Consider the following 12,013-nt stretch of genomic DNA (forward strand, 5'->3'; position numbering starts at 1 on the left):
ATGAACGCTAATGAGGACGAGATCGCGCCGGCGGTGCGCTCTATTCTCGCCGCGGCGCGGGAACGCGAGGGCGGGACGGAGCGACTCGCCGTCGACGCGCGGTCGCTCACCGACGCCGTCGCGGCAGTCGAGGCCGACGGTCGCGTGCCGATCATCGCGGAGGTCAAGCCGACGAGTCCGACGACGGAGGGGACGCGCGACGAGGACCCGGTCGAACTGGCCGAGCAGATGGTCGCAGGCGGGGCCGCCGCCCTGTCGGTGCTCACCGAACCCGAGCACTTCGGCGGATCGACGGCGAACCTCCGACGCATCCGTGAGGCGGTGGACGTCCCCGTCCTGCGGAAGGACTTCGTCGTGCGCGAGGACCAACTCGACGTCGTCGAGTCGGACGTCGTGCTGCTCATCGCCCGGTTCGTCGACGACCTCGCCGGACTGGTCGAGGCGGCCGAGTCACGCGGGTTCCAGGCGCTGGTCGAGGTCCACGACGCCGCCGAGTTGGAGGCGGCGCTCGCGGCAGACGCGTCCATCATCGGAATCAATAACCGCGACCTCGCCAAGTTGGAGGTAGACCTCGTGACGTTCGAGGAGGTCGCGACGGGCGTCCCCGACGACGTGACACTCATCGCAGAGAGCGGCGTGTCGACCGTCGACGACGTGCGACGGATGCGCGCGGCCGGTGCGGACGCGCTCCTCGTCGGGACGGCGATCATGGGCGCTGGTGACGTGACTGAGAACGTCCGGCGCCTGACGACCGCGACACAGGAGACGACATGAGCACGAACACAGACGGCAAATTCGGCGACTACGGCGGACAGTACGTACCCGAGGCGTTGATGCCGGCCATCGAGGAACTGGACGACGCCTACGAACGCTACGTCCTGAACAACGAAGACGGGTTCGTAGACGAGTTCCGACGGCGACTGCGGGACTTCGGCGGCCGACCGACGCCGCTGCAGCGGGCGGACCGCCTCTCGGAACGCTACGACCGAGAGGTCTACCTGAAGCGCGAGGATCTCCTCCACGGCGGCGCGCACAAACTGAACAACGCGCTCGGACAGGTGCTGCTCGCGAAGTACATGGGCAAAGAGCGCATCGTCGCCGAGACCGGCGCAGGCCAGCACGGCACCGCGACGGCGATGGCGGCCGCCCACCTCGACATGCCCTGCGAGATCTACATGGGGACGCGCGACATCAACCGCCAGCGCCCCAACGTGTTCCGAATGCGTATCAACGGGGCCGAAGTGAACCCCGTCACGGTCGGTCGCGGGACGCTCAAGGAGGCCATCTCCGAGACGATGCGCGACTGGGCGACGACCGTCGAGACGACGCACTACGTCATCGGATCGGTCGTCGGTCCACACCCGTTCCCGAGCATGGTGCGGGACTTTCAGGCCGTGATTTCGGAGGAGGCGCGCCGCCAGTCCGAAGAGCAGTTCGGCGGCCTGCCGGACTCCGTACTCGCCTGTGCGGGCGGCGGGTCGAACACGATGGGCGCGTTCGCGGAGTTCGTCGACGACGAGGGGGTCGACCTCTACGCCGTCGAGGCGGGTGGGAGTAGCCTCGAAGTCGACGAGGAGGCGGGGGTCGCCCCCAACTCCGCGTCGCTGTCGACCGGCGACGAGGGCGTGCTCCACGGCGCTCGCACGAAACTCCTGCAGGACCGCGACGGCCAGATCATGGAGTCCCACAGCGTCTCCTCGGGGCTCGACTACGCGGGCGTCGGCCCCGAACTCGCACATCTCGTCGACGAGGGACGCGTCACGCCCGTCAACGTCGACGACGACGCCGCACTGGAGGCGTTCCACCGTCTCTCCCAGGAGGAGGGCGTCATCCCGGCACTAGAGACGGCCCACGCCTTCGCGTATCTCCACGAGGAGTACGAGCAGTTGGGCGAGACGGTCGTCGTCAACGTCTCGGGCCGCGGCGACAAGGACCTCGAGTCGGTCATCGAGGAGACGAGCAAGCGCGACATCCCGAACGCCCCCGACATGGACGCGTTCCAGGGAGGGCTCTGAATGAGCCGGATCTCCGACGCCTTCGACGACGGTCCCGCGTTCGTCCCGTATCTCGCCGTCGGCGACCCGGACTACGAGTCCTCGCTGGCGTACGTCGAGGCGCTCGAACGCGGTGGTGCCGACCTGATCGAACTCGGGCTGCCGTTCTCCGAACCGATCGCGGAGGGACCGACCATCCAGTCGGCCGTCGTCCGGTCGCTGGAGGGCGGGATGACGCCGACGCGGTTCTTCGAGTTCGTCGAGGAGTTGGACGTCGACGTCCCGCTGGTCTGCATGACGTACTACAACCTCATCTACCAGTTCGGTGAGGAACCCGGTCCACGTCCTTTCGTCGAGAAGGCCGCCGAGGTCGGCATCGACGGCTTCGTCGTCCCGGACCTGCCCGCCGAGGAGGCCGACCCGCTCCGTGAAGCGTGCGACGAGTTCGACCGCGACCTCGTGTTCATCGTCGCGCCGACGACGCGCGGCGAGCGACTCGAACGCATCATGGAACGGGTGTCGGGCTACGTGTACGTGCAGGCCCGCCTCGGCGTCACCGGCGCACAGGACGACGTCTCCGAGGAGACCGGTCACAGCCTCGACCGTCTCTCGCAGTGGGACGTGCCGAAGGCCGTCGGCTTCGGCATCAAGACGGGCGAACACGCCGCGAACATCGTCGCCGGCGGCGCCGACGGCATCATCGTCGGCAGCGCGCTCGTGGACATCGTCGCCGAAGGACACGAAAGCGGCGACAGCGCCGCCGAGGTGGCCGACCGTCTCGAAACCAAGGCGCGCGAGCTGAAAGACGGCGCCCTCCGGGGTGCCGAGCAACGTGTACCGCATCCGGAACGGCAATAAGGACGGATTGACACAGATTCACATAACTAAACTCATGGACGCAGGCCTACAGTCTCGACTCGAACGCATCGGCACAGACGGACGATATTTCGTCGTCCCGATGGACCACGGAGTGACGCTCGGCCCGGTGAAGGGGCTGAAAGACATCGAATCGACAGTCGACGCCATCACCCGTGGTGGTGCCGACGCGGTACTCACACAGAAGGGGGTCGCCCCGCGCGTCCACCCGAACAAGAACACGAAGGGGTTCATTGTCCACCTCAACGGGTCGACGGTGATCGGCCCCGACGAGGACGACAAGCGACTCACCAGTAGCGTCGAGGAGGCCATCCGCGTCGGCGCCGACGCCGTCTCCTTCCACATCAACGTCGGCAGCAACTACGAACCGACGCAGATGACCCAACTCGGCGAGGTGACCGAGAAGGCACACCGCTTCGGGATCCCGGTGCTCGCGATGGCGTACGCCCGCGGCCCGGACATCGCCGGCGACGACCCCGAGGCGATCGGCCACGCCGTCCGACTCGCCGAAGAACTCGGTGCGGACGTCGTCAAGACGGGCTACAGCGGCGACGCCGACAGTTTCCGCCACGTCGTCGAGTCGACGCGCCTCCCGGTCGTCATCGCCGGTGGGAGCAAGGGGACGAACCGACAGACCGCCGAGATGGTCCGCGGGACGATGGACGCCGGTGCGGCCGGCGTCTCGATGGGTCGCAGCATCTTCCAGCACGACGACCCCGAGGCCATCTCGCGCGCCGTCTCCGCCATCATCCACGACGACCGCAGCGCCGAGGAAGCGCTCGAACTGGCGGAACTCGCCCCCGACGAGTAGCCCGGACGGTCCGTCGACGAGGTCAGTTCTTTCGGCAACAACGCATACAGGAGCGGCCGCTGTACCGAGAGCTATGAACCGGATCGCCACTCAGAGCGTCGTCGGGGCGGTCGTCTTCGGGTTCGGACTCAGTGGACTCGTCGACGTCCTCTTTCTCCATCATGTCCTGCAGTTGCACCATCTCGTCTCGAACGTCTACGACCCGTCGACGCTGTCGGGGCTTCGGATGAACATCCTCGCGGACGGGCTGTTCTCGCTTACCATGCTCGCGGTGGCCGGCGTCGGGGGCGGTCTGGTGTGGGCCGCAGAGCGGCGTGCGGCCGCACCGCTCCGGCTGAAACCGCTGGCGGGGGCAACGGTGCTCGGCGTCGGACTGTTCGACCTGCTCGATGTCGTCGTCGACCACATGCTGCTCGGGGTCCACCACGCGACTCACAGCGGGGCGGGGATCTACGACCCCCACTGGGTCGTCGTCAGCTTGCTCATCGTCGGTGCGGGCGCGTATCTGTACCGACACGCCGGGGGGAACCCCGTCCGGTCGGAGGCGGAGGCGTAGCCGATGCTGCACGTCGGTCCCGCCGGCGTCGGTGTCGAGACGGCGCTGCCACACTGGTTGTTGCTGTTCCTCGGCGTGGCACTGTTCGGCGCGGTCGTCGTCGCCGGCGTCGTCGCCAGCGACCGACTGTTCGGACTCCTGTTGACCGACTGACCGACCGCGCTCGACGACCGCCCGTCGTTCGGTGATCGCCCACCGTCCGCCGCGGCGGGGACCCCGACAAGGGCTGTGGTATCCGCCACGTTCAAGCCACCGTCACGGAAAGAGTCCGGTAATGACACGCAGCGTCTGGCTGAAGGCCGACGACACCGTCGGCGACTGGGAGACACGAAAGAAACGGATCACCGCCGGTCTCGAATCGGGCGTCGACTGGGTGCTCGTCGACGAGAGCGACATCGCTCGCGTCCGCGAGCTCGGCGACGTGAAGATCGCGGCGTTCCTGCAGGACACCGAGGCGTACGTCCTCGACGCCGAGGACGCCGAGAACGACGGCGGCCACGAGGCCCGTGCAGACGCCTACGTCGTCGGCAAGGGCGGCGAGGGCGACGGCACCGTCGATCTCCCCTCCGACTTCTCCGGCTCTGCGGATCTGACGACGCTCCGCCGCGGCGACGACCGCGCACAGGGTGCGTACGTCCGCATCTTCGATCAGGACTACGAGTCGTTCGCCGAGGAGGCCGCCCACGACGCGGAGTTCACGCTCGTCGTCGGCGAGAACTGGCAGATCATTCCGCTCGAGAATCTCATCGCCCGCATCGGCGACGAGACCGACCTCGTCACCGGCGTGACGACGGCCGAGGAGGCCAAGACCGCCTTCGAAACGCTCGAGCTCGGTGCCGACGGCGTCCTCCTCGACACCGATAGCCCCGACGAGATCCGCAAGACCGTCGAGGTGCGCGACGCCGCCGAGCGCGAGTCGCTCGACCTCACCTGGGCCGAGGTGACCGCCGTCGAACGGACGGGGATGGCCGACCGCGTCTGCGTCGACACGGGGAGCCTGCTCGAACACGACGAGGGGATGCTCGTCGGCAGCATGGGCCGCGGGCTGTTCTTCGTCCACGCCGAGACCGCCGAGTCGCCGTACGTCGCTTCCCGTCCGTTCCGCGTGAACGCGGGGGCCGTCCACGCCTACGTCCGCACGCCCGGCGGCGAGACGAAGTACCTCTCGGAACTCAAGAGCGGCGACGAGGTGCAGGTCGTCGACACGCAGGGCAACACCCGCGAGGCCATCGTCGGCCGCGTAAAGATCGAGAAGCGCCCGATGTTCCGCGTCGAGGCGCGCATCGAGACCGAGAGCGGCGAGGACCGTATCGAGACGCTGCTGCAGAACGCAGAGACCATCAAGGTGCCGACGAGCGAGGGCCGGAAGGCCGTCACCGACGTCCAGGTCGGCGACGAGATGCTCGTCTACTACGAGGACACTGCCCGCCATTTCGGCGAGGCCGTCGAAGAGAGCATCATCGAGAAGTGACACCGCGCGGCGGCGTCCACGTCGTCGCCACGTCGGGTCGTCCGCGCTTTCCCTGGCCTGTCCTTGTTCTCGTGGAGGTTAGCGAACGTCCCCGTACTTTTCGACGTCGCACGTCTCTCACCTCCTGGAATCTGTGTGCCGAAGAGAGAGAACGGATTCAGCAAACCAGTTTCGTTCGTTCCGGACAATCGTCGCCGAACGACTGTCCAGTAGATATGCGTTCCGAGTAGCTCTCTGGTCTGATTTCCAACACGGAAAGTTCGTACGGTTTCGGTGGAAGCGATCAACAGTCCCACGTTTTATCTTTTTGTGCGGCGTTTCCCCGTTTAAATGATAAGCCTCGAACCATCCATCCCGTCGAAGTCGTTCATGTCTCCAGACGATAATGGATAGTGAACGATCACTCAAGGACTGGTTTCTGTTCAGTGGAAATCGATTAACCGTTACAGGTATACTGGCGCTCACTTGCTTCGGTTGCCTCACGATTTTCGGCACGCTCGATGTTCCGTATCTGTCGATATTGAGCGACGGGGACACGATCGAGACGCTGTTTCAAACCCTCGTCGGTGTCCTCATCACCGGGATGACGCTCGTCGTTTCGATCAATCAGCTCGTGCTCTCCGAAGAGTTCGGGTCACTGGGCCGACAACGCGAGCGGATGGAGAAGTCGATGGCGTTCAGGAAGGACTCTGAGCGAGAGTTTCAATGGACTGGTCCGCCAGAGCCGGAGCGGTTCCTCAGTACGCTCATCAATACGAGCGTCGATCGGGCTGAGACGGTTCAGGAGGCCGTAAAAGGGAGTTCTGACCAACTCCTTCGGGACCGGGTCGACCAGCTGGTCGATCGGATCGCCACAAGTGCCGACGGGATTACCGATGAATTAGAAGACGCATCGTTCGGAGAGTTCACAATCATGCGGGCCGCTCTTTCGTACAATTACTCCTGGAAGATCTACCTCGTTCGTCGACTGTACTGGGTGCATCAAGAGAGTTTGAGCGAAGAGGCACAGGAGGCGATCGATGATCTCGTAGATATCTTGGAGTTGTTTGGCCCGGCAGAGGAGTTCTTCAAGGCACACTATCTCCAGTGGGAACTGGTTAATTTGTCTCGACGGATCCTCTTTACGGGAATCCCGGCGCTTATTTTCTCGGTATCTGCCGCGCTTTATCTGAAACCGGAGACTGTGTCGGGAACGGTACTCAGCGTCCCCGTACTCGTCTGGCTCATCAACGTCGGAGTAACGCTTGCGTTGATTCCGTTCTTTATTTTCACTGCGCACGTCCTTCGGACGGCCTCGATCGCGAAGGAATCGGGGGCTATCGGCCCGTTTATCCTCCACGAATCAGAGCGAGCGCCTCTCTTCGACTGGGAGGATTGACATCCTCCCGCGCCAGAAGACGTCCCCAGAACGTGGAGCGTTCTGGCGTGCGAACGAGACACGGCGTCTCTCGTCAACGCGGGAACCCCACGGCACCGCACCGCTGGATTGGGATATTACGGGTTGCAGTCTACCGCTTGTTCCTGTGGTTGGAATCCGCTGGACAGGTCATATAGGTAGGCTCCATGCTGTGCCAACCAGCCGGTACTCCTCTCCCCACCCAAAACGGGTGGAGACTCGGAGTTCCTTTGGTTCAACTCGAGGCGGATGTTCTCCGCCTCGTTCACGTCAGCGTTGAACGCCGCATTACACTCTTCGCAGACGTACAGGCCGCGTTAAACGCGCTGACTGTCCGGCGACTCTCGGAGAGCGTCTTGATCGGAAGTCTGGGGTCGTCTACCGCTCTCTATCGACTCTGCGTCCGTCGGTCCGACGACTGGTGCGTCGAGAGCGGTTCGGAACACCAGTGACAGAACTGGAGGTCGGGGTCGACTTCACCGCCGCAGTGAGGACAGACGACCGCGTCCGGACCCGAGTGGCCGATCGGGCCGCGACGGGCGAGATAGTAGGCGTCGAAGGTGCTCAGCGACAGCAAGAGGAGGATGGGAGCGACGACCGTCAGCGGGAGCGAGTCGACGTCCGCCGTCACTCTCGACGGGTCGGAGAACACCGACACCAAGACGAGCATCGACCCGAGAACGAACGTGAACCACGCGACGCCGCGACGCCACTCTCGCAGGTAGGCGTGGCCGACACCGGCGATACCGAGCGAGGCACCGAGTGCGCCCAGCAGCGCCGCGACGAGTGCGCGCCGTCCCGTGTCTCCCATGATTACTCCGAATGTCTTGTTCGATTACCATTAAGCCTCGGGTGTGTCGAGTCGCTCAACCAGGTGGGCGAGCGTCGCGAGGTCGTACTGTCCCGGCGCGGTCGCGTCGGCCGGGTCGACCGGCGCGTAGCCGATCCGAGAGCCGTAGAGCGGCGCGACCGCCCGCGTGTGACGGCCCGGCTCACCCATCGCCATCGTCGCCACCGTCTCGCCGGCCGCCGTCGCCTCGTACGTCGCCGACAGGAGCGCGAGCGTGTCGGCGCGATCGGTCGCCGTCACCGCGAGTTTGCCGACGTCTCCCTCGCGGGCCGCGTCGACGAGCAGCTCCCGGAGTTCGGACGCCGGCGGCGTCCTCTCGAAGTCGTGGACGGAGACGACGACGGCGGCGTCGTGGTCGCGGGCGTGCTCTCGGAGCGCGGCCGCGTCGCGAGCGGTCGTCTCCGCCGTGCCGGTGAGCGCCCGGAGTTCGACGTCGACGGCCTCGACGGCGTCGTGTTCGACGGCTGTCTCCAGCGTGGCGAGTCGGCCCTCCTCGGGCGCATCCCCTCCTTCCCAGACGGCACGGTTGGTGACCAGAAGCGGGAGCTCGCCGTCGTAGGCGTCCAGTGCCGCCAGCGGGTCGTCCGCGAGATCCATCCGAAACTCGACGGCGTCGGCGTGGTCGCGTGCCGCCGGCTCCGCAGAGAGATCCGCAGTGCTTGCTGTGAGCACGAAGCGGTCGAAGTCCATACCGAGTGCTGTGACGCGACGGGGTAAACGTTGCCCGTTCGGCGCAACGTCAGCCGTGGTCGGCGTCGGACTCGTCGAGCTCGTCCAGCGGCGTGTGAGAGAGACGGTAGCGGACGCTGCGACAGTCGGTCCGCGTCTCGTCGTACGCCTCTCCGTGCGGGCGTTCGTCACCGTGAGAACCCTCGACGCCCTGACCGTCCGGGACGGCACGCTCGGCGGCGACGTCGCCGTCTTCGTCTGCGCCGACGGTCGCTCTCGCGACGTCCGTGACGGCGTAGAGCCGTATCTGACGCTCCTGCTGCGTCACGACCGGGACGTCGTAGTGGACCGCCTCATAGTCCGGGTCGCGGTCGGCGACGAACGACCGATGGCGCTCGAGTCGCTGGCGGGTTCGACGCCGCGACCGCGTCGGGAGGTCCGTCGTTCGCTCGTCGAACCCTTCGACGAGGTCGGCGTCGAGTTCGTAACCGACGGAGTCGCGGCCGGCGTGCATCGCCGCGAGCGTCGTCGTCCCCGTCCCGGCGAAAGGGTCGAGGACGGTGTCGCCGTACGTCGAGTACATCCGGACGAGTCGAAGCGGGAGTTCGAGCGGGAACGCCGCCGACCGCTCTCGGTCGTCGGTCGCCGTCGCCTCCATCGTCTGGTCGGTCCCCGTGAACGACCAGAGATCGGAGAACCACTCGTTGCGCTCCTCCCAGAAGAAGGCGCTCGCGTAGCGTTCGGGGTCGCTCGGCGGGAAGTCACGCGCCTCTCCCTTGCGGAAGACGAGCACGTACTCGTGTTCGAGGGTGACGTAGGCGCTGGGTGGGAGCATCCCCGACCCCATGAACTTCGTGAGACGGTTCGTCGGTTTGCGCCAGAGGATGTCCGGGAGCGACCGGAGACCGCGGTCGTCGAACGCCTCGATGACTCGCGCGTGGTTCGGAAACTGTCTGAACCCGTCGTCGAACGATCGGACGGCGTCGCCGACGTTGACACAGACGATGCCGCCGGGCGCGAGGACGCGAGCGACCTCGTCCCAGACGTCGTCCAGTTGGGCGTGCATCCGCTCGAAGGCGGCGTCGCCGTCGCCGTCGGCGAGGGCATCGGCGATCGCCGGGTCCCGCGCAGTGAACAGCTCGTCCCACATCTCGATCATCGGGTAGGGAGGCGAGGTGATCACCAGGTCGACCGACTCGTCTGCGACGTGGCTCATGTCCGTCGCGTCGGCCGCGCGGAGGACGTGGTTGGTGTGCACTCGGTACATGTGCACAGGTCTGAAAGTTGTAGTTTGGGGTCTCGCGGTTGCCGACGCCGGTCCAGTCACGCTGGAAGGTCGTCCCGAGGCGACACCCCACAGTCGCCTCCGAGCGACGTGGTCGGACACGACGAGCGACCAGAGACGAGCGAGACGCGTCTCAGGACGACGAAACAGTCGAGCGCGTCACCTCAGGCGACGCCGAGGCCTTCCTCGGCCTCCAGCAGTTCGTGATACCGGTTACGGATGGTGACCTCGCTGATGTCGGCCACCTCGCTGACCGCCGCCTGAGTCGTCTTCTCGTTGGTCAGGAGGGCAGCGGCGTAGACGGCGGCGGCGGCGAGCCCGACCGGTGACTTCCCGCTGTGGACGCCCTGCTCTTTGGCGTTCTTCAGTAGTTGGCGGGCGCGTCGTTCGGTCTCCTCGGAGAGTTCGAGCGAGGAGGCGAACCGGGGGACGTAGCTCTCGGGGTCCGCGGGACGTACCTCGAGTTTGAGTTCGCGGACGACGTAGCGGTACGTTCGAGCGACCTCGCTCTTCTCGACGCGGGAGACGTCGGTGATCTCGTCGAGGCTCCGGGGGACGCCGGCCATCCGGGCGGCCGCGTAGACACAGGCGGTCGAGACGCCCTCGATGGAGCGCCCGGGGAGGAGATTCTCGTCGAGCGCGCGACGATAGATCACCGACGCGGTCTCGCGGACGTTCGTCGGGAGTCCCAGGGCACTCGCCATCCGGTCGATCTCGCCGAGCGCCTGCTTGAGATTGCGCTCCTTGGAGTCACGAGTGCGGAACCGCTCGTTCCACTTGCGGAGCCGTTGCATCTTCTGTCGCTGGCGGGAACCGAGCGAGTTGCCGTAGGCGTCTTTGTTCCGCCAGTCGATGTTCGTCGACAGCCCCTTGTCATGCATCGTGTTGGTCGTCGGTGCTCCGACGCGGGACTTCTGGTCCTTCTCGCTGGCGTTGAACGCGCGCCACTCCGGGCCGCGGTCGACCGAGTCCTCCGAGACGACGAGTCCACAGTCCGCACAGACTGTCTCACCGTGCCCCTCGTCGGAGACGACGTTTCCGTCGCATTCGGGGCATCGAAGCGTCTCACCGTTCGATGTCGTCTGCTCGCTCGTCTGTGTCCGGGTGTGCGTCTTTTCACTCATGTATGGGACGGCGGGCGCTCCCGGGGGCGAACTGCCTCAAAAAACCCGGTGCGTTCCTTACCCGACAAAAGGACACCAACCATATAAATGCTGTGGTAAAGAGTCAAATAAACGCCGAATTTAGGCGATATAACGGACCTGATTCGAATTCGTAGCAAAGGTTAAATATCAACACTGTCGCGCCGGATATTTGTCGCTGCCAGTCCGACAAGTCGACGTGACAGACGAACCGCGAGTCGTCTCGCTCGCCCCGAGCGCGACGGCGACGCTCGCCGCGATGGAGGCCGCCGACTGCCTCGTCGGGGTTACGACGCACTGTGACCTCGACCGACCGGCCGTCGGTGGCTGGCTCAACCCGGCGCTCGACCGCCTCGCGGACCTCGCTCCCGACGTGGTCTGCACCTGCGACGACCTGCAGGCGGAGATCCGAGACGACCTCCGCGACCGGGGGTACGAGGTGGTCCACACCGCCCCGACCACGCTGGCAGAGACGCTCGAGACGTTCGAGACGCTCGGTCGTGCCGTCGGCCGACCGGAGGCGGGGAGACGCCTCGAAGCGGACGCCCGCCGGCGGCTCGACCGTATCGCAACCCACGTCGACGGCCGCGAGCGACCCGTCGTCTACTGCGAGGAGTGGTCGGACCCGCCGATGGCCGCCGGCAACTGGGTCCCCGACGCCGTCGAGGTCGCCGGTGGGACGTACCCCTTCGTCGACGCCGGCGACCGCTCCCGGGAGGTCTCGGCGGCGACCGTGACCGCCGCCGACCCGGACCACGTCGTCCTCCACGTCTGCGGTCGTGGCGACCGGGTCGACCCCGGCGTCGTCGCCGACCGCGGCTGGGATCTCGACGCCGCGGTCCACGTCGTCGACGACGCACTCCTCAACCAGCCAAGTCCGCGACTCCTCGACGGGGTCGAGACGCTGGCCGAACTGCTCCACGGCCCGCTTCCGACAGGTCGATAGGCTCCGACACGACAGAG

General features: G+C 66.1%; 13 protein-coding genes and 1 pseudogene. 9 read left to right on the top strand and 5 right to left on the bottom strand.

Features of this window, described 5'->3' with window-relative positions; all coding sequences use genetic code 11:
* The 8 genes from trpC to BSG17_RS05005 all read left to right on the top strand — a co-directional run bounded on the left by trpC (window position 1) and on the right by BSG17_RS05005 (window position 7,086).
* Window positions 1–774, top strand: a complete 774-nt coding sequence (trpC, locus tag BSG17_RS04975) for an indole-3-glycerol phosphate synthase (RefSeq protein ID WP_089822006.1) — start codon at window positions 1–3, stop codon at window positions 772–774.
* Window positions 771–2,015, top strand: coding sequence for a tryptophan synthase subunit beta (gene trpB, locus BSG17_RS04980; RefSeq protein WP_089821630.1), 1,245 nt, complete (start codon window positions 771–773; stop codon window positions 2,013–2,015). The genes trpC and trpB overlap by 4 nt, the downstream gene beginning before the upstream one ends.
* Window positions 2,016–2,852, top strand: a complete 837-nt coding sequence (gene trpA, locus BSG17_RS04985) for a tryptophan synthase subunit alpha (protein WP_089821632.1) — start codon at window positions 2,016–2,018, stop codon at window positions 2,850–2,852.
* 34 nt (window positions 2,853–2,886) lie between these two features.
* Window positions 2,887–3,681, top strand: coding sequence for a 2-amino-3,7-dideoxy-D-threo-hept-6-ulosonate synthase (locus tag BSG17_RS04990; protein ID WP_089821633.1), 795 nt, complete (start codon window positions 2,887–2,889; stop codon window positions 3,679–3,681).
* Window positions 3,682–3,754: 73 nt separating this feature from the next.
* A complete protein-coding gene (locus BSG17_RS04995) occupies window positions 3,755–4,237 on the top strand; it encodes a DUF2243 domain-containing protein (RefSeq protein ID WP_089821635.1) in 483 nt (160 codons plus the stop codon).
* Between the two features lie 3 nt (window positions 4,238–4,240).
* Window positions 4,241–4,390, top strand: coding sequence for a hypothetical protein (locus BSG17_RS26770; RefSeq protein ID WP_170864712.1), 150 nt, complete (start codon window positions 4,241–4,243; stop codon window positions 4,388–4,390).
* 121 nt (window positions 4,391–4,511) lie between these two features.
* Window positions 4,512–5,708, top strand: coding sequence for a 3-dehydroquinate synthase II (locus tag BSG17_RS05000; protein WP_089821637.1), 1,197 nt, complete (start codon window positions 4,512–4,514; stop codon window positions 5,706–5,708).
* 385 nt (window positions 5,709–6,093) lie between these two features.
* Window positions 6,094–7,086 (top strand): DUF7972 family membrane protein, encoded by a 993-nt coding sequence (locus BSG17_RS05005; RefSeq protein WP_089821638.1) that lies wholly within the window; start codon window positions 6,094–6,096, stop codon window positions 7,084–7,086.
* A 116-nt stretch (window positions 7,087–7,202) separates the two neighbouring features.
* On the opposite strand, the pseudogene BSG17_RS27740 reads toward BSG17_RS05005, so the two are convergent.
* The 5 genes and pseudogenes from BSG17_RS27740 to BSG17_RS05030 all read right to left on the bottom strand — a co-directional run.
* Window positions 7,203–7,439 (bottom strand): annotated as a pseudogene (locus BSG17_RS27740) (RNA-guided endonuclease InsQ/TnpB family protein); the annotation flags it as partial.
* 53 nt (window positions 7,440–7,492) lie between these two features.
* The gene (locus BSG17_RS05015) at window positions 7,493–7,915 is read right to left on the bottom strand and encodes a zinc ribbon domain-containing protein (protein WP_089821640.1); all 423 of its coding nucleotides are present in this window, start codon (window positions 7,913–7,915) and stop codon (window positions 7,493–7,495) included.
* Window positions 7,916–7,945: 30 nt separating this feature from the next.
* On the bottom strand, window positions 7,946–8,644 hold the full coding sequence (locus tag BSG17_RS05020) for a type I 3-dehydroquinate dehydratase (protein WP_089821642.1): 699 nt from the start codon (window positions 8,642–8,644) through the stop codon (window positions 7,946–7,948).
* 49 nt (window positions 8,645–8,693) lie between these two features.
* Window positions 8,694–9,881, bottom strand: coding sequence for a DNA-methyltransferase (locus BSG17_RS05025; protein ID WP_394327953.1), 1,188 nt, complete (start codon window positions 9,879–9,881; stop codon window positions 8,694–8,696).
* Window positions 9,882–10,072: 191 nt separating this feature from the next.
* The gene (locus BSG17_RS05030) at window positions 10,073–11,032 is read right to left on the bottom strand and encodes a transcription initiation factor IIB (RefSeq protein ID WP_089821647.1); all 960 of its coding nucleotides are present in this window, start codon (window positions 11,030–11,032) and stop codon (window positions 10,073–10,075) included.
* Window positions 11,033–11,309: 277 nt separating this feature from the next.
* Between BSG17_RS05030 and BSG17_RS05035 the strand changes: the two genes are divergently transcribed.
* Window positions 11,310–11,996, top strand: coding sequence for a helical backbone metal receptor (locus BSG17_RS05035; RefSeq protein WP_394327954.1), 687 nt, complete (start codon window positions 11,310–11,312; stop codon window positions 11,994–11,996).
* Window positions 11,997–12,013 lie beyond the last annotated feature (17 nt).

The sequence above is a fragment of the Halogranum amylolyticum genome, assembly GCF_900110465.1.
Classification (GTDB): domain Archaea; phylum Halobacteriota; class Halobacteria; order Halobacteriales; family Haloferacaceae; genus Halogranum; species Halogranum amylolyticum.